17 protein-coding genes and 1 pseudogene are annotated in these 17,429 nt (G+C 58.4%); 2 read left to right on the plus strand and 16 right to left on the minus strand.

The window, feature by feature from the left end:
• Positions 1-715 (plus strand): SDR family oxidoreductase (locus EN943_RS23995; protein WP_127414892.1); only part of this gene is annotated, 715 nt, incomplete at its 5' end.
• 155 nt (positions 716-870) lie between these two features.
• On the opposite strand, the gene EN943_RS24000 is transcribed toward EN943_RS23995, so the two are convergent.
• Entirely contained in the window at positions 871-1,761 is an 891-nt protein-coding gene (locus EN943_RS24000) for a LysR family transcriptional regulator (protein WP_127414893.1), read from the minus strand.
• 165 nt (positions 1,762-1,926) lie between these two features.
• On the opposite strand from EN943_RS24000, the gene EN943_RS24005 reads away from it, so the two are divergent.
• Positions 1,927-2,820 carry a DMT family transporter gene (locus tag EN943_RS24005; RefSeq protein WP_127414894.1) on the plus strand — a complete coding sequence of 298 codons (894 nt, stop codon included), beginning with the start codon at positions 1,927-1,929 and terminating at the stop codon, positions 2,818-2,820.
• An 85-nt stretch (positions 2,821-2,905) separates the two neighbouring features.
• On the opposite strand, the gene EN943_RS24010 is transcribed toward EN943_RS24005, so the two are convergent.
• The 15 genes and pseudogenes from EN943_RS24010 to EN943_RS24085 form a co-directional block, all read right to left on the minus strand.
• Complete coding sequence (locus tag EN943_RS24010; RefSeq protein WP_127414895.1) at positions 2,906-3,532, minus strand: LysE family transporter; 627 nt, start codon at positions 3,530-3,532, stop codon at positions 2,906-2,908.
• A gap of 251 nt (positions 3,533-3,783) precedes the next feature.
• A pseudogene (locus tag EN943_RS38430) lies at positions 3,784-4,107 on the minus strand (Rid family hydrolase).
• 304 nt (positions 4,108-4,411) lie between these two features.
• Positions 4,412-5,638, minus strand: a complete 1,227-nt coding sequence (locus tag EN943_RS24020; RefSeq protein ID WP_127414896.1) for an MFS transporter — start codon at positions 5,636-5,638, stop codon at positions 4,412-4,414.
• Positions 5,639-5,655: 17 nt separating this feature from the next.
• On the minus strand, positions 5,656-6,366 hold the full coding sequence (locus tag EN943_RS24025) for a glutathione S-transferase C-terminal domain-containing protein (RefSeq protein ID WP_127414897.1): 711 nt from the start codon (positions 6,364-6,366) through the stop codon (positions 5,656-5,658).
• 76 nt (positions 6,367-6,442) lie between these two features.
• Positions 6,443-7,144, minus strand: coding sequence for a TetR/AcrR family transcriptional regulator (locus EN943_RS24030; RefSeq protein WP_164778340.1), 702 nt, complete (start codon positions 7,142-7,144; stop codon positions 6,443-6,445).
• A gap of 585 nt (positions 7,145-7,729) precedes the next feature.
• Positions 7,730-8,824: an amidohydrolase family protein gene (locus tag EN943_RS24040; RefSeq protein WP_127414900.1), complete on the minus strand. Its 1,095-nt coding sequence runs from the start codon at positions 8,822-8,824 to the stop codon at positions 7,730-7,732.
• Positions 8,817-9,386 (minus strand): hypothetical protein, encoded by a 570-nt coding sequence (locus tag EN943_RS24045; protein WP_127414901.1) that lies wholly within the window; start codon positions 9,384-9,386, stop codon positions 8,817-8,819. Before EN943_RS24045 ends, EN943_RS24040 begins: the two co-directional genes overlap by 8 nt.
• Positions 9,387-9,409: 23 nt before the next feature.
• Positions 9,410-10,432 carry a sugar ABC transporter permease gene (locus tag EN943_RS24050; protein ID WP_206522797.1) on the minus strand — a complete coding sequence of 341 codons (1,023 nt, stop codon included), beginning with the start codon at positions 10,430-10,432 and terminating at the stop codon, positions 9,410-9,412.
• A gap of 173 nt (positions 10,433-10,605) precedes the next feature.
• Positions 10,606-12,189, minus strand: a complete 1,584-nt coding sequence (locus tag EN943_RS24055; protein ID WP_127414903.1) for a sugar ABC transporter ATP-binding protein — start codon at positions 12,187-12,189, stop codon at positions 10,606-10,608.
• Positions 12,189-13,265, minus strand: a complete 1,077-nt coding sequence (locus tag EN943_RS24060; protein ID WP_127414904.1) for a substrate-binding domain-containing protein — start codon at positions 13,263-13,265, stop codon at positions 12,189-12,191. Before EN943_RS24060 ends, EN943_RS24055 begins: the two co-directional genes overlap by 1 nt.
• A gap of 314 nt (positions 13,266-13,579) precedes the next feature.
• Positions 13,580-14,326: a TetR/AcrR family transcriptional regulator gene (locus tag EN943_RS24065; RefSeq protein WP_127414905.1), complete on the minus strand. Its 747-nt coding sequence runs from the start codon at positions 14,324-14,326 to the stop codon at positions 13,580-13,582.
• Between the two features lie 57 nt (positions 14,327-14,383).
• Complete coding sequence (locus EN943_RS24070; protein WP_127414906.1) at positions 14,384-15,187, minus strand: alpha/beta fold hydrolase; 804 nt, start codon at positions 15,185-15,187, stop codon at positions 14,384-14,386.
• A gap of 59 nt (positions 15,188-15,246) precedes the next feature.
• Positions 15,247-15,621 (minus strand): RidA family protein, encoded by a 375-nt coding sequence (locus EN943_RS24075; protein ID WP_127414907.1) that lies wholly within the window; start codon positions 15,619-15,621, stop codon positions 15,247-15,249.
• Between the two features lie 53 nt (positions 15,622-15,674).
• Positions 15,675-16,643 carry an ABC transporter permease gene (locus EN943_RS24080; RefSeq protein ID WP_164778341.1) on the minus strand — a complete coding sequence of 323 codons (969 nt, stop codon included), beginning with the start codon at positions 16,641-16,643 and terminating at the stop codon, positions 15,675-15,677.
• A 26-nt stretch (positions 16,644-16,669) separates the two neighbouring features.
• Positions 16,670-17,429: ATP-binding cassette domain-containing protein (locus EN943_RS24085; RefSeq protein ID WP_206522798.1), on the minus strand; the 760-nt coding region annotated here is incomplete at its 5' end.

The raw sequence follows: 17,429 nt of genomic DNA on the forward strand, positions 1-17,429 counted from the left end.
CGGCCGCAACACTGCCATCAGCATCGCGCGTCAAGGCGGTGACGTCATCCTGACCTACCGGAGTGGCGTTGCCGATGCGCAAGGCGTTGTCGCCGAGATCGAGGCCCTTGGCCGCAAGGCTGTCGCCCTCCAGCTCGACGTGACCGATGTCGCCTCGTTCAAGGCCTTTGAAGACAGTGTCCGGCATGCCCTGTCCGCGACCTGGGGCCGCAACACCTTCGACCACCTGGTGAACAACGCGGGCCAGGGCGAAATGGCGAGTTTCGCCGAGACGACCGAGATACAGTTTGATGCCCTCTTCAATACCCACGTAAAAGGTGTCTTCTTTCTTACCCAGACCCTGTTGCCCCTGCTGGCCGACGGTGGCCGCATCGTGAATTTCTCCTCGGGTCTCACCCGTGTCTCGGCAGCCGGTTTCTCGGCCTATTCGGCCGCCAAGGGCGCGGTCGAGATTTTGACCATCTACATGGCCAAGGAACTCGCCGCACGCGGGATCACTGCCAATACGGTGGCCCCCGGTGCTATCGAGACAGATTTCCTCGGAGGCGCCGTTCGTGACATGCCTGACCTCAACAAGCAGTTCGCCGGCATGATTGCGCTCGGTCGTGTGGGCGTACCGGACGACATCGGGCCGATGGTTGCAAGCCTGCTCGGCCCAAGCAACCGCTGGATCACCGCCCAGCGTATCGAGGTATCCGGTGGCCAAGTGATCTGACACGCCATCGATCGAGAGGCCGCCACACGGCGGCCCCTCGATTATCCGGCGATGATCATTCGCAGCAGACTGCAACAACCACCGTTCTTTCCTGATAATGATGTTGACGAAGCCCGCGCCCGCCGTCGGGAAGGCCGCTTTCGAGAATCCTGAAATCAACCGGCTAACGCCAGCTTTCCGTATCGACTGATTTCTGTCTGAAGCTCGGATACAAAACTCTCCAGCGCGGGATTTCTCGTCTTCTTTGCCCGGCGCGCGACATAGGCGAGAGGCGGTGGAGCCGGCAGACGCTCGCCAATGATTTCCATCTCCGGACGCAGGTGACGTTCGCTGAGAAGCGCGACGCCGAGGCCAGCCTGCACAGCCGCGACGATTCCAGCAGCGCTGGAACATTCGAACACGGTTTCCAGATCCGCGCCGCCGTCCTGGCCGATGTCGATGGCCCAGCGCCGATAGAAGCAATCCTCATCGAAGGAAAGGAAGGGCACGGGACTGCCCCCCTCCAGTTCCAAGTCGCGCGACTTCACCCAGTGCAGGTCTTCGCGCAAAAGCACGATATCCGCTGGCCTTACCTCGTGCGCGAAGACCTGGATGATGGCGACGTCCAGCTCCCCGCGCTCCAGCATGGACCGGAGCACCAGGCTCATGCGCACCTTCGTCCGGACGGCCACTTGCGGGTGCAGGCGCCGGAAGCGGCCGAGGATCCGCGACAGGTCCGAACAGGTAGTGTCCTCGGTCAGCCCAAGCAGAATGCGTCCCGCCAGATCCGCCTTCGCCAGGCTGACAAGCGCCTCGTCGTGAAGGCCCAGTATCTTGCCCGCGTAGGCCATAAGCGCATCGCCGTCGGCGGTGAATGTGCCCCCGCCGGGCCGCCTGTCCAGCAGGCCGCAGCCAAGGCTGGTCTCCATACGCCTGATCTTGTGGCTGACGGCAGACTGCGACAGGCCGAGCGCGTCAGCGGCGCGTGTCACACCGCCATGCAACTTGATAGCCCGAAGGGCGCGCAATGAGTCGATGTCCAGTCGCCTGCTGTTCGCCTCGATCATCCATCGCTCCAAAGTCAGTCAAGGCGCGGATAGTGAGCCAGACCGTTCAATCCGGCAAGTTCGAATTACAAATCCCGTCCATAATTCATAGGACAATCGAAATTTGTCATGTGCACATAGTGTCCCGAGCGCCTATCCCTGGTCCTGTCGCCCACCGGAACCGCCATGGCCCTCTCCGCTGACATTGTCCTTAGCCCGCGTTCACGCCTGCTTCTGCCGCTGCTCGGCACATTGCTGATCATCGGCTGGAGTTCCGGCTTCGTAGGCATCCGCTACGCAAGTGAAGAGGCCAGTGTGGCCGTCCTTCTGTTCTGGCGAACCTTGCTGTCGGGTCTTATCCTGCTTCCCTTCGCCTTTGCGTTCGGTCCGAAGATGCGGCTTTCGGCCGTGCTGCCGCAGATGGCGTTCGGCGTGATGGCGGTTTTCATCTATCTCGGCGGTTTCGCGCTGGCCATCGAGCAAAGGGTGCCGACAGGCCTCGTCGCGCTGATCTCGGATCTGGTGCCGCTGGCGATCGCGGCTCTTTCGCAGCCGCTTCTGGGCGAACGGCTTTCGGGACGGCAATGGCTGGGGACCGCGATCGCCGTGGCCGGCGTGCTGATCGTCACCTTCGACAGCCTCAGCTTCGGCACGGCGCCTCTCTGGGCGTATGCGCTCACCATCGGCTCAATGCTGGTCTTCGCCGCCGCGTCCGTTCTGCGCAGGGGGAAGGCATCCCTGAACATGCCCGTCCACCAGAGCCTGTGCATTCATTCGCTTGCCGGTGCGGTCCTCTTCGGCCTCTGCGGTCTCTATCAGGGAAGCCTGGAGCCGCCCATGACACGCGAGTTCGCCATCGGCATGGTCTGGCTAGTGCTGTTTGCCACATTCCTGGCCTACGCCGTCTACTACACGATGCTGCGCCTTTACCCGGTCGCGCAGGTGAGCGCTGCGATCTATCTCAGTCCGCCGGTTACCATGCTTTGGGCGTGGATGCTGTTCTCGGAACCGCTTGCCCCGGCAATGTTCATTGGCCTGGCGGTGACGGTGGTGGGGGTGTGGCTCACCTCACGCGGTTGAGGTGCGTCGTCGGCATTCCGGCGAGAAACGGGCGCGACCTGCCGATCCGGATTTGGCTGCGTTTGCGCCGAATAGCACTCCGCGTTCAAAGCTTTTCCGAGATCAGGCGTATGCCGAACACAGCAAGTGCGGTGCCGACCACGCGTTCGATCCACTGCCCCGCACGATCGTAAATCGCGCGAGCCGGGGGTGTGGAGAGGAGCACGATGACGAGGCCGTACCAAAGGACCTCAAGGAGGAACCCGCCCGTCAGCAGGGCTAGTTTGGTCCACAGAGACACCCCAATCGGCACAGTGACTGCATAGAGGCTTAAGAAGAAGGTGATTACCTTGGGGTTGGACAAGTTGACGATGATGCCCGTCCAGGCCCCTTTGCTAGCGCTGTTATGGGATGCCCCTCTGGTTCCCAGGGGAAGGGTGTGCTTGGCGCCCAGCCAAGCCTTCGCACCGAGATAGATCAAGTAGCATCCGCCTGCGATTTGAACGAGGCTTGCGAGCCAGCCGACACGTGAGAGCGCGATTGAAAGTCCTGTAATGGTCAAAATGGCGTAGAATGTAGCCGCGAAAGCGAGGCCCAATGTCGCGCCAATTGCCGCGCGACGAGCACCCGACAGGGCCAACCGAGAGATAAGCGCGAAGTTCGGGCCCGGACTCGCCACTGCCAGGGCATAAAAGCCAAGGGTTGTGGCAATAACTGCGATCTCCGAGCTCATAGTGCTCCTCCAGATTTGAACGACAACGCATATGTCGCTAGGGAGTGCCACCGCATGTGAAATTACCCGCTGGCGAGGAGTTCCCCGCTTGACCGGGCGGTAGGCAATGGTTTGTCCCGATGTGATCGGGCGTCGCCTGGTCCGGACGCGGTCAGTAGCCCGCTGTTTTGCAGCGATCCCGCATGGGTTTGCCGTCGTTCACCTTCCGGAATGCGGACAATGCACTTGATGTCGAATTCGAACCCCGCCAATCAGTTGACGCCGGTAGCCGTCCAGTTGGGACAGGTTTTGTATTGAAATAGCGGTTCTTAACGGCTAGGAAGCGCTCCAATTGCATTACCGGGGCCGAGGGAGCTGGTCACGTCGATGATGTCTTCCAAGGTTGCGCCGGCTGCATCGAGTACGGCTTCGAGGTTCTGGAACGCGCGCTCTACCTGCTGAGAATACTGTCACTCGGGAGAGCCATCGCGCCGTCTACCCACTTGGCTAGAAACGAAAAGCAGGTCGCCGGACCGGATGGCGGTGGAATAGCCATGAGCTTGGTAAAAGGCGTCAATTCCACGTATGACTTGTATGTGAAAGGGTGTTCTGAGGGCAAATAGGCGCCTGGCGATAAATGGAAGATTCTGTCAACGCCCACACATGGCTTAAAGGCTTCGGCATCCGTGATTGATCGGGACGTCAGATTACTGGACAAATGCGATCATGCCCAAGCGTGAAAGATCACAAGTGGTCACTTGATGCATGCCCCATTTAACGGCCCCCTCTTCAGCGTGGGCGCTCAATAGATATGACGGTTTTGAAATATTTTTTGATCAACAATCCCACTCGATACCACACGGGCACGAGCCGTCACGAACCGCCATCGAGTGTGTAAACCTATTGGGGCGGGACTTCAAACCGTCGCCGACGGAGCAGCTGCCAACCCAACCCTAGCGCCAAGGCGACATTAAGAACCGCAAGCCCGGAAAGCGTCGCCAGCGTGCCGTAGGCGCCGAAGCGAGCCAGCAGCAGCGCGCCCAGGGAAGGCGCGGCCGCCTGAGCGATTAGACTCGGCATGGCAAGACGGCCCATCAACTGGGCGTAGCCATTAGAGCCGAACAAGGCGAGTGGGAGCGTCCCGCGCGCAATAGACTCCAGCCCGATGCCCGCGCCGTAAAACGCTAGCGCCACGGGTACGACTGGCATGCCGACCCATAGCGCCGAGACGCCGATCGCCACAAATGTCACCGACGCAAACTTAGTCCAAATCGGGTGATGGAAGCGCGCTATCACCATTTCGATTGCCCGGGCGGCCACCTGGGTTGGGCCGACAAGCGCCCCGAGGCCCACGGCGGCAGCGAGGGTCATACCGCTCCGTTGCAGGATCGTTAGCAAATGCACCGACAGGGTCGACGAGATCACAGCAGCAAGTGTCAGGGTTGCCGCAAGGAGGACCATGATCTTCAGATTGGTCCCGACGTGCAGGGACGGTGTGGCAGCTGTGTTAGCATCGGGTTTGGCATTCGGTTGGGGCGTGCCGCGAGGCAGGATCACGAGGTAGAGTGGCAAAGCGAAGCAGAGCTGGACTGCGGCATAAGCCAGACAGGTGCCACGCCATCCAATGTCTCCCAGCAAAAAGGCTGAGATCGGCCAGCAGATCGTGCTCGCAAAACCGCCGAACAGGGTCAGCGTAGTGATGGCGGACCGCGCCCTATTGCCGTACAAGCGTCCGAGTATCCCGAAGGCGGCGTCGTAAAGCCCCGCCCCCATCCCGAGGCCGATTACGAGCCAAGCCCCGATGTAAGCGGGCAAAGTAGGAGCGACCGCCAGTCCGATCTGGCCGAGGCCGATACAGACCGCGCTGAAAGCCGCAACCATACGACCACCATGCCGTTCAATCGAAAATCCGACACGCGGCGAGATCACTCCCGCCGTGAGCAGCCCCAGAGACAGGCCGCCGACAACCCAAGCCAGGGGCCAGTCAGTGTCAGCCGCCACCGCGGGCGCGATGACTGCGGGGAGATAGTAAGACGAGCCCCACGCCATGATCTGTGTTACGCCGAGCGTCGTGATAATTGTGCGGCGACTGCGCACGAGGGCGGCCGAAGACGGAGACGCGATCATGCTGCCGCGCTGGAGTTTTATGATCCTATAGGTGTTGGAGAAAAATTAGATGGGAAAAGAGCGCGTTTCGTCTCCTCGTCCATCGCCGTCTTGAAACGATGACTGGCTCCAACAGAACGCGCCCGTAGCGCTGCCGGCCGCTCGTTGATCGATTCGAAATACCGCTTAAGATGTGGAAATGGGCCTAACGGATCCGAGGCGCCTAATCGGACCCGCTCGGCCCGTGTCAGCCACGCCCAGGCCGATATATCTGCGATAGTGTAAGTCTTGCCCAAAATATACGCTCTGTCTTCAAGATGATCGTTCAACACCTGATAATGGCGCTCGGCCTCGCGCCGGTATCGGTTTACGGCGTAGTCAAGTCCTTGAGGTGCAGCGAGCTGGAAATGCACCGCCTGTCCGGAAAATGGTCCAAGTCCGGAAGCTATTAGCAGAAGCCAGGATAAGAGTTCCGGCCGGTCTTCAGCGGCGCCCAAAAATTGTCCGGTCTTCTCAGCAAGGTAGAGCAGAATGGCGGTTGAGTCGAAAACTCGCACCTCTTTCCCCGGTCCCGAAGCATCGACAATCACAGGAACTTTTCCGTTGGGATTGATGGCGCGAAATGACGGCGTGTGCTGCTCGCCCTTGCTGGTGTCCACGGGAATCACCGTATAAGGCAACCCTGATTCCTCTAGAAAAAGAGCCACCTTCAACGGATTAACCGAAGGATGAAAATAGAAGTCAATCACGAGCGAACTCCCGCTGAACCAATACCCGTCAAATAGTGCTCGATACGCCGACCTGAAGTGAATGCAGCTAGGCCAGCTAATTGTTCGATTTGTCCAACTTCGAGGTGCGCATAGCCTCGATGCCGGCAACAGCGAACCGAGTCCCGTTCTTAAGCAAGGCCGCCGGATCGGTCATATCGGTAGTCTTGCCACGCAGGACGGTCAAACGCTCCGGAGCGCTTAGCGGCATGTAGAACATGCTCAAGCTGAAAAAATACGCCCGAAATGCGTCGTCATCGTCGAACTCCGGTACGGCCTTGCGGAAGGCCGCCATGCCGAGAGAAATAAGATCTGTGTAGTGGTGGCGCGCAAGGTCCTGTGACCATTCGTCGTCGTGATAAGAGCTACGCATCACAAAACGGGCGAATTCGCGAGTCGGCCTGTATTCGTCGCCTATGACCTCGATCCACGGTTGAACTAAAATTCCAACGAGTTCTTCAACTGCGGTTCCAGGCCCAGCCGGTCCATCCTTTAGAAAACCTTCAAGCAGATCACGCCGCTTTTTGTTTACATCGGTCGCATGACGCTCGAAGACAGCCTCGAACAGCTGTTCTTTTGTCGCGTAGTGATAGTAAATCAGCGCTTGGCTCACCGACGCCCGAGTTGCAATCATGCGCATCGATGTCCCGTGATATTCGGTCTCCGCGAAGAGCTCCGCAGCGGCGTCGAGAATGGCGGTCCTCCTGACCTGGTCACCTTCGGGATTCTGGGCCAAAGACTTGCCTGTCGAGCTGCGCATCGGCGTCGTACTCCATTGCCGGTCACGCACCTTCGGCGACCAAGGCCGCCCATAACATCCTGACGTCAAGCAGGGCAACGTTGCCAGTGCCGGCGCCGGTGATCGGCCTAAACTGAGATTGAGGGCCGGCGGGCGCCCGAAGGCTCCTCCCGACTGGCTGACCACCTGTCGTCGACGATTCATAAGCTTTCTAACCAGTTGGCGGGGTGTGCCCCCCAGCCACCGATTTCCTCCATTGCTGTGGTTCAACACCCGTGCGTTGGATCGACGTCAAGCGGCTTTGAGCAAGCTTGGCCCGACCATCCGGCGTCATATCTTGCGGGGTCCAAAAGACTGCTGGGTCGACGTCTATCACCACACTGGTTACACCGTCGATTTGCAGCAAAAGCGTTTCAGCGCCTTGGACCATGTTTGGAGCCATAGTGCAGCTCGGAGACGTCACGCACATTCGCACGCGCACGTTACCGTCTTCGATCGAGACGTCTCGAACAAGACCCATCTCTATAATACTGAGCGGTGCATGCGCCGCGATGCTGCATGGGTCACAGACTTTTTGGAGTGCTGAGGTCACTTGCTCCTCAAGGGTCATGCCGATGCCCTTTGCTTTTCAGAATAATACAGGGCCTTCCAGTTCGAGTAGGCAGGTTGGATGCCCGTCTGCTGACGAATACGGGCGAAACCATCGTCTGCAATGCGTGCCTTGGCCTTTTCGATGTCAATGCCGGCAATACGAGCGTAGTTTCCTCCAAGGATCAGTGCTTTATCAGCCTTGGTGAGTTGCGGGATCCCATACTTATTCAGCGTCTGGTCCGAGAGTTGCAGAGCCCAGAATTTTTCGAGCAAGGATTGGGAGTGACAGAACAGCGTTCCGTCCGAATATATTACTTTATCCGCGCCGCCCCAGAACAGGAACATGCCAAGAATATCCTCAAACATCCCGGGCCCATAGTGCATTAAAAGACTTGTTATCTCGAGATTCGCGTACACATTTGGAAATCTTCCGATGGCGTGCGCGGTCTCTTCTACAAATGCCAGCCCCGAATGGACGATCTCGAAATTCAGACCCGGAAAATGGATGGCGGCACCGTCGATGTCATCCACGCGGTATGGGTTGATCGGCACGGGACCGTTGGGTATCGCCTTGTGAATGGCCACGGTCTTGATGCCCAGTTTTTGGGCACGCTCGAATAAGGGGTAAGCAAGCGTTGGGTCGTCCATGCGCCAGCTTGCAAACGGCTCAACTTCGTCTGGATAGAGTTTGAGCCCAACCGAGCCGGGAAGCTCCTTCATCTGGTCTTCGAGGTCGGCCAGGCACACCTCGAGGCCCTGCAAGGGACTGACACCGACGTAGGTGACAAAGCGCTCAGGCCAGCGTGTCGCCGCCTCGACATTCTTTGCCCGTGACGCAAGCCCATCCTTGAACCAACTGTCCAGGCGCAGATACATGTTGCCAGCCATGTCGATGTCGGTCTCGAGGAACATCGTCCGAGCTAGCGCTTCGATCGGCCAATCGGACATATAGACTTCTGCAGGAACACGAAGGTGTTCAGGATTCCAGACCTGATGAAGCCTGACCAGAAGATCGCGCAAGCCCTTCGCGTAGGGATTTGGGCGCAAGTTCGCGTCGGACAGGTTGTAAGCATGTGCAGTCGGATTGATAATGAAGGCGTCCTCAATCATCGGCTTTGTCTCCTTGCTGGTTGTCGAAACGCTCAAAGTCTCTGGCGACTCTGGATGCGTGAAGAATTTTTGGTCTTTGTTGGGTGTTCCCTGGCCCGCGCGCTTCGCGGTCTGGCCAGGCGATGGCAACACTACGGTCGGTGAGCCGGAGCGAGTGGAACACGGCAACTGCCTCGCTTTGCCGCGCCTGCAACACCCCTCGCGCCACCCTCAACTCCGCGAACAACGATGCGCCTGCAGCACCGAATTGACGTCGAAGGGTACGCATTGCCGAGAGATCGGCGAGGCGGTTGTCGTAGGGAAGAGGCCCCACCCTTATCTCGATTGCACTGCCGTACCAGACCGCGTCCCCATCCACCCTTAAGCGGCGAGGACGGTTGTGGAGGACAATGTCGCCGTCCCGTCCCGGCTCGAACGAGCCCCAACCAATCGGGGTACGCGCGTAAAGCGGGCCAAACGTTACAGATTGCCAGTCGAGCCGAAGGCTCTGCCTGACGCTCGACCTGACCTTAAGATGCAGGGCGCTAGCGTAACCGGCAACGTATGCCATGCTGCCGACCATTCGGATGATCATCGTTGTGAGGCTTAGAGGCGTACGAATGGCTTGCCTCCCCTCTTTGACATGACGTCGATATAAACGGCCAACATCAAAACGATGCCGCTGGTCATGTTCTGGTAGGCCGTGGGAACGTTCAGCAACGAAAGACCATTCGCGAGGCTCTGCATCAGCAGAGCCCCGAGCAACACGCCGGTCACAGTGCCGGTTCCACCGTAGAGGCTGGCCCCGCCGATGACGACGGCTGCAATCGCATTCAATTCTAGGAAGAGGCCGGCCTCAGGCGGCGCCGAACCGAGACGTCCTACGAACATCAAGGCCCCAAGCGACGCAAAAATGCCAATCAGCACGAACCCAACTACCAAGTGGCGGCCGATGGGGATGCCGGCGGACCTGGCGGCGGCCCTGTTGCCGCCCACCGCGTAGACATGCCTGCCCCAAACCGTATTTGACAATGTCCAAGCCATGGCAGCAGCAGCCACGAGCGTAATCGCAACCGGCATCGGCAGTCCGCGATAAGACAGAGTGGACCACGCCAGGAGGGCCACGGCCAGCAGACCTGCGGTAGCCTTGAGTATGGTTTTGCCGCGCTGATCGGCTCTTGCCGCGCCACGCAGCTGCACCAACGAGATGGCCGCGAAGGCGAGCAGAAAGCCCCACAATGCAGGCCCGGTCACGAAGGCCTCTCCAAAGAAGCGAACGCCGTCAGAAATTCCGGAAATGGTGCGCCCACCCGACAGCGCAAGCGCAAGACCCCTGAAAAACATCAAGCCGCCGAGTGTGACAACGAAGGACGGAAGCCCGAGTTTTGCGACCCAAAATCCGTTCCAGAGGCCGACCGCGATGCCCATGGCGATAGCTGTCAGAATGGCTGCCCAAGGAGTGGCAACCCCACTCACATCAACCATGGCCAAGACGGTGACACAGAGGCTCAGGAACGAGCCCACGGAAAGATCGATCTCGCCTTGCGCGATGACGACCAGCATTGCAAGGGCCACCATCGCTGTAATGGCAGACTGTCGCATCAGGTTGGTAAGGTTGCGATCGCTCACAAAGACCCAATCCGTTGCCAACGAGAACAACAGCCATACGAAAGCTATCGCAACCACGAGGCCCGCGGCGGATCGCGCAGCGGCAAGGACCTTCCTGGACAAAGTGAGGTCCACTGCTGGACTACGCTGTGCACCTGGACCTGATCGCGTGCCAATAGGATTGATAGTCGACATCAAAGGCCACCAGCCAAGCTAAGGAGTTGATGTTGGTCGGTCTCATTCGCCCGCAACAAAGCGACGGGACGACCGTTGCGCACGACCAGGATCCGATCGGCATGTTCAAGAGCCTCGGATTCCTCCAGCGTCGCGTAGATCACCGCCGTTCCCGACCGGACAACTTTTCGGATCAAACTGTAGACGTCCTGCCTGGCACCCAGATCTATGCCGCGCGTGGGCTCATCCAGCAGCAGAAGCCGGGGGTTGTTGATGAGCGCGCGGGCTAGCAGGACCTTTTGCTGATTTCCCCCACTCAATGCGGATATGGATTGTGCAGGCCCGGACGTTCGAATTGCGAGATCGCGGATAAACGACCCGCAAAGCTCTTCGCTCGTGCGATGATCGACGATCCGCCCCGCCAACCGCGGGCAGCCGCCATGCCAGCCAAGCATCATGTTCTCGAGGACCGACAGCTGCGGTACCAAGCCGTCACGTTGCCGTTCAGCCGAAACATACGCGATGCCCATGCGGATGGAATGCGCCGGCTCCGACGGGACAAACAGCTTTCCCCCAAGATGCATCTCGCCAGAGACCGTCACTTGCGACAATCCAAAGAGAGACCGCAGCAACTCCGTTTTTCCCGAACCCAACGGGCCATAGATTGCCACTATGTCTCGCTCGGCGAGTTCAAGATCAAACGGCCCGATCGCGATATCGGTGTCGCTGGAGCGGTCGGCACACCAGTTGCGCAACCTCAGCACCTGTTGGCCTGGTTCGGGCTTAGACCCGGCCAGCGCAGCGCCGGCAGGAAGAGGCCGCTCACCAAGCATAGCGCGAACGATCAAATCACTTTGAACGTCGCGGTGTGGGGCATCGAGCGCTATTTCGCCATCGCGCAACACCACCACCCTGCTGCAAACTTGGAGGATTTCGTCGATGCGGTGCGAGATGAAGATGACACCGGCCCCTTGGTCGGCGAGCTCGCGCATGCGCTGGAACAGGATAGCAATCTCATCGGCACCCAGTGCCGAGGTCGATTCGTCAAATACGAAAATCTGGCTCCCGCGGGCTATGGCTCGCGCGATCTCGATCAATTCCATCATGGCGATGCCGCCGTGGGCGCCAAGCGGAGCACGACTGTCGATCCGCGCTCCAACTTTGTTAAGAGCATCTTCGGCGACAGCATGCAGCTTGGGCCAGTTCACATGACCAAACCGCGACGGTTCGATGGTCAACATGACATTTTCGCCGACGCTCAGTTGCGGGACCACCGACCCTTCCTGGTGAACCAGTGTTATCCCGGCTTTGTGAGCGTCGCGCGCGTTCAAAAAGGCCGCAGGCGACCCCATGCACCCCATGGCGCCAGAGAATGCACCATGGGGAATTTCACCGACTATGACCTTCGCCAGAGTGCTCTTTCCAGCACCGTTGGCCCCCATGAGCCCGATGATTTCGCCGGCAGCCAATCCCAATGTCACGCCGCGGACGGCCTTCGTTGCACCAAACCGAACTTCGATATTTTCCAGCCTCAGAAGTTCTTTGGCTTGATTTGAAGTCGCCATGTGTGCCGGTGCGGCGCGCTGGATGGTCGTGGTTGCCATCACTTGGCGACCAGACCGACGTCCTCCGGCTTCAGCCAGTCAGTAAGCTTAAGAAATTCAGCCAATGTGTCTTTCGTGACGCCGCGCGACTGGATGCGCATGCCCGGAACATCCTTGCCCTCGACCTTCAGCGTCTCGTTGCTTGGGGGCTTCTCGCCTTTTGTCAGCGCGAAAGCGGCATCGGCCGCTGCGGTCGCCATCTGAATAAGATCTGTCCACGCACTCATCGAGATATCGCCCTTGACGATCGCCTGGGCGACTTCGGGAAACACATCTTCCCCGCAAAGCCAGACCTTACCCGCGAGACCCTGCTCGGTGATGGCACGTAGCGATCCAAGCGCCAGGCCATCCTCGTTGGCGATGACGGCCTGGAGATTGTTGTTGTTGCGCGTAAGCGCGTTCTCGATCTGCGCCAGTGCGCCCTCGGGGCTCCACGCATCGTGGTACTCGTGGGAGACGATCTTGATCTCGCCAGAGTCTATGTACGGCTTCAGGACACGCAACGCGCCTTCAGTCTTCTGTCGTGCAACGTCAACGCCCTCGGGGCCACTGACGATTGCCCAGTTCCCCTTCTTGGCATCTTTCAACGCCTGCTTCGCCTGAATCTCACCGACGAGATAATTGTCTCTCGCTGCCCAGTAATCGATGTTTGGCGACGGGATTACGTAGTTGTACGAGATGATAGGAATGTTGGCATCGCGCTTCACGCGGTCCACCATCTTTTTGCCCGCGTCGACATTCACCGGGATCAAGATCAGCGCTTTTATGCCTTGAGAAAGCATAGCATCGATCTGAGCGTCTTGCGTGGAGACGTCCTCATTGGCGCCCTGGATGACGTATTTGAGCCCGAGTTCGTCGGCGCGCTTTTCGAAATAGTGACGGTCGTGTGCCCACCGAAAATGCTCGAAGCTCGGGAAACTGAAACCGACCAGTGTGTCGGCGGCGGCATGGCTCGGTATTGCTCCAGCGCCGAGCGTAACGGATGCGGCCCCGAAGGCAGCTGCCGACTTGACGAATTCGCGTCTGCTTATGCGGCCTTCAGATACGAGTTTAATGAGAGAACTAAGATCAGTCATCGGTATTTCCTCTCCAGGACGATGATTGGATCTTCCCCAAGATCCAAAGCGATCTATCGCTGCATCGAGTCCTAACTGATCGATCAGTCAGCGTCAATCCGTGACTCGCCGGCGAAGCCAGTTTTTTCTCGGACTGAATGACTTTTTATACAGCGGATCAATGGCTTACTTGGACACGGAGAGGCAAACCAAAGGCTGGCCCCAAGCTGTTGGAGCTTGGGCTGGTCAGGCCGACATCAAGAATTGCGTTGGTCCCGCAATTCAGGTCTTGGACAGGTAGCTTGCCGCCCCTTGCGAGGCGACAAGGCACCCGTCTATTTCGCGCGTGTCTCCGAACGCAACGCGCGGATTCCAGCTGCGGCAAAAACAACGCCGTGATGCAGCAACGCCTCCGATTGCGCCAGGTCGGTTTCTCCACCCGACAAGGCCGCCAGACGACGAGGGGCACTCAGCCCCATGTAAAACATGCTCAAGGTCAGGAAATAGGCGCGGAACGCGGCCTTGTCATCGAACTCGGGAATGATAGCACGAAAGGCCAGGACACCAAGCTTCTGCACGTCGTCGAAGTAACGCAGAGCGACGGTCCTCGACCAATCATCGTCGTGATAGGCGCTGCGGATAACGAATTTCGCGAATTCACGTGCGGGTTCGCGCGCGTCGTTGGTCAGATCCACCCACGGCTTGATAATGATCGTGATAAGCTCTTCGATCTCCCGGTCCTCGCCTGACTGAACGCTGGCGAGGAAGCTTTTGATTAGCCTGATGCGGTGCTCGTTCATTTCGCGCATATGCCGCTCGAAGACAGCTTCAAACAGCTGCTCCTTGGTGGCGTAGTGATAATGGATCAGAGACTGGCTGACGCCGGCCAGTTTCGCGATATCCCGCATTGAGGTGCCGTCGAACTCGCGGACCGAAAACAACGTCGCCGCGGTGTCGAGGATCGCGTCCCTTTTGTTGCTATCCGCCGCGACGTCGGCCTTCCGGCCGGAGCGTCGCGAGGGGTTCTTTGGCTCCGCCGTCGTGGCGGTCAGCCCACGTTGCCTGGCGTCATTCCTCTCCAAAGCTTACCTCACCTTCCCGCTTCATGGGTTGCCAACCCCCACCCTGCACAGCGCGGATCAATCGACCGCGACAGTGACCTTTTCGTGCCGGCCGATAAATCCGCGAACGGCATTGTTGAATTCCTGAGGCCGAATTTGCGACGCGATGTGGGCGCCATCATCCAAAATGATCAATTCGGCCCCAGGGATCGAAGTCGCCAACTCGACCGAGTAGTATGACGGCGTAAGATGATCATTGCGCACCCCCACCACGAGGACAGGGACGTCGATCCGCGGCAAATCAACCTTTCGGTCAAATTGCAGCAGCGCCTCGATCCTGCTGTCAACAATGTCAACGTCGAAGCTGTCACCGTACACCGAATTGTCATCCTGCTCGTCGCTATCGCGAATAGCCCAGCTGGGCTGCAGAAAAATCGCGGATCCCCGCACATAAGCTTCTGGCCCTGCCCTCAGAAGTTCGCGACGAACTTCAAAGCAACGCCTGAAAAACGCATCGGCTTTGGTCCAGGTAGAATACAGCACTGCTGTTTTGACGCGATTCCGGTTGTCGATACACAAGATCTGGGCGATTGCGCCTCCGGTCGAGTGGCCAACCACATGTGCGCTGTCGATTCCAAGGGCGTCCATTAGCCCAATCGTGTCGGCGGCCATCTGCTCAAGTGTGTAACGGATTTTCGACTTCGTGCTCTGCCCGGTGCCGCGATGATCAAATGTTATGACACGAAACGAACCGGAAAATGCCCGCACCTGGGGCGCCCAATACGAGCCAATCCCGCCCAAGCCAGCCACAAAAAACAGCGGCTCCCCACAACCGTGCTCTTCATAATATATCTCGCAGTCTGTCAATTTCGCGATTGGCATTTGTAGTACCTTCGGGACACTAATATTCTACTTTACGATAAAATACATATTTGCATGATTCACAGGTGGGCGATCGACGTTATCTCCACAACGCAATCTTTCTTAACCAGTTGTGATACTATACAAAATCTCGCCGGAGGACTTTTGAAGTAACTGGAATATACTTCATTCATTGCAGAATAATACTGCATATCAGAGATAAAGATCATGTTGTACGCAATGTCCTCAAGGCTTGCGCCGGCTTTTTTCAAAACGGCCTGGATCTGTTCAATGACCACTTGGGTTTGAGCTGCAGCGTCATTGGGATGAAGGACGGCACCATTCTTATCGAGCGAAAGCATGCCGGACACGTAGACGGTGTTGCCGGCTCGCGTTCCGTGGACGTAAGGCGCGATCGGCTTCGCTGACCCTTCCGGAATTATCGGGATGAACATTGTCGTTCCTTTCTTGCTAACGCATTGAACTTCGAAGTTCGATCAAACTTCGTTCATCGGGCGCGATGGCGCGCGCCGATAGTCGCCAGGATGAGAACCCCGCCGGCAAAGAGCTGCTGCGTGTAGGCGGGCGCCCCGAGGATCAGAAGGCCTGTCGTTCCGGTTTCAATCAGATAGACGCCGATAACCGTCCCCAAAATATGGAAACGACGCCGGGCCAGGGTGACCGACCCCAGGAAAGCCGCCGCGAATGTCGGCAATAGCATGCTGGTCCCGAAGAGAGGGGTCAGGGATCCTTGCCGGGCAGTGTAGATGAGGCCCGCGATCGACCCCAGCACGCCTGCCACGACAAAAGCCGTGATCACCTGTCGATCGACACGTATGCCCGACATTCGGCTTGCAGCGCGGTTTCCCCCGGCCGCATAAATATGCCGGCCAACTGTTGTGTAGCGCATCGCGACAAAGAGTACCGTGGCGACCACCGCCAAGTAGAAGACCGGCGCCTGAAGCAGGGCGATACGCCAGTCGCCGATAAATAGAAAATTGTCGTCGAGACCGCTGAAGATGACGGAGTTGCCGGTTATCCACAGCGTAAGTCCATCGAGCAGGCTCGACACACCGATGGTGGCGATGAGCGCCGGCATCTCGTATCGCGTCACCAAAATGCCGTTGACGATCCCAATCACAATCCCCGTTACAATGACGGCGGGAATGACGGTGGTCAGTCCCAATCCGAATTGTGAAACCATGACCGCCGACAGGGCCCCAGCAAATGATGCCGATGCCGCGATTGAAAGATCGAACTCTCCGACCGCAAGGACAATCGTTAGGCCACAGGCCAGAATGGCCAGCACAGCCCCATTGTTGAGGATCGAGGCGAAATTATCCGCGCTCAGGAAAACGTCGGGCTCCATGACCCCGAACGCGACGATGAGGAAGCCGAAGAATATCACCGACGCCAGGGACCCCAAGTCTAATCGCGGTTTCCAGCTTTCGCTGTTCTTCTGGACTGGCTTCTGCATCGGCTTTCCGTTTGTAGCTACGATTGTCATGGTGTTTCTTCATCATCGAGCAGTTTGTGGAGGATTCGATCCTTGCTGATGTCTTGCCCAGTCAGTTCCGATTGGAACCGACCATCGGACAGAATGAGGACTCGGTCAGACAGCCCTACGAGCTCCTCCAGATCGGAGGAGACCAGCAAAACCGAGACGCCGCGCTGTGTCAGGCCTCTTATAATGTCGTAAATCTGTGCTTTCGACCCGACATCCACTCCGTGAGTGGGTTCATCCAGAAGCAGCAGCTCCACCGACGATGACACCCAACGGGCAAATATAGCTTTTTGCTGATTGCCACCGGAAAGCTGGGCCATCAATGCGTCGATGGAAGGCATTTTCACGCTCACCCTGGCGGCATCATCCAAAGCCGCACGGCGTTCTTTACGGAGGTTCAACAGCCCGCCCCTGGAGTACGCGCCGGACCAGGGAAGCGTGATGTTGTTCCAGATCGGCAATGTACCGACAAAGCCATCGTGCATTCGATCTTCGGTGACCAGACCGATCCCAGCTTCAATAGCGTCAAGCGCCGATCGGAACCGACAGGCCTTGCCATCCAGCCAGATTTCACCGGAATAACCCGCGCTTTCACCAAAAATGACGCGCAGAAGGCGCGAGCGCCCGCTGCCTCCCAAACCCGCAACGCCGACGATCTCGCCAGGGCCAACCTTCAAGTTCAAGTTTCGAAGTTTCGTGTCTCCAACGTCGATCAGCTCCAGTCTCGACGGCGCGTCACTGGCGGCATGGGGCGCTGGC

This window comes from Mesorhizobium sp. M7A.F.Ca.US.006.01.1.1 (genome assembly GCF_003997935.1).
Lineage (GTDB): Bacteria > Pseudomonadota > Alphaproteobacteria > Rhizobiales > Rhizobiaceae > Mesorhizobium.

Coding starts and splice junctions, on each gene's coding strand:
- EN943_RS24055 (WP_127414903.1), bottom strand. CDS start 12,189: ATGGCAACCACGACCATCCAGCGCGCCGCACCGGCACACATGGCGACT.
- EN943_RS24030 (WP_164778340.1), bottom strand. CDS start 7,144: ATGCGCAGCTCGACAGGCAAGTCTTTGGCCCAGAATCCCGAAGGTGAC.
- EN943_RS24080 (WP_164778341.1), bottom strand. CDS start 16,643: ATGCAGAAGCCAGTCCAGAAGAACAGCGAAAGCTGGAAACCGCGATTA.
- EN943_RS24005 (WP_127414894.1), top strand. CDS start 1,927: ATGGCCCTCTCCGCTGACATTGTCCTTAGCCCGCGTTCACGCCTGCTT.
- EN943_RS24045 (WP_127414901.1), bottom strand. CDS start 9,386: ATGGTCGGCAGCATGGCATACGTTGCCGGTTACGCTAGCGCCCTGCAT.
- EN943_RS24040 (WP_127414900.1), bottom strand. CDS start 8,824: ATGATTGAGGACGCCTTCATTATCAATCCGACTGCACATGCTTACAAC.
- EN943_RS24000 (WP_127414893.1), bottom strand. CDS start 1,761: ATGATCGAGGCGAACAGCAGGCGACTGGACATCGACTCATTGCGCGCC.
- EN943_RS24020 (WP_127414896.1), bottom strand. CDS start 5,638: ATGATCGCGTCTCCGTCTTCGGCCGCCCTCGTGCGCAGTCGCCGCACA.
- EN943_RS24060 (WP_127414904.1), bottom strand. CDS start 13,265: ATGACTGATCTTAGTTCTCTCATTAAACTCGTATCTGAAGGCCGCATA.
- EN943_RS24010 (WP_127414895.1), bottom strand. CDS start 3,532: ATGAGCTCGGAGATCGCAGTTATTGCCACAACCCTTGGCTTTTATGCC.
- EN943_RS24075 (WP_127414907.1), bottom strand. CDS start 15,621: ATGTTCATCCCGATAATTCCGGAAGGGTCAGCGAAGCCGATCGCGCCT.
- EN943_RS24070 (WP_127414906.1), bottom strand. CDS start 15,187: ATGCCAATCGCGAAATTGACAGACTGCGAGATATATTATGAAGAGCAC.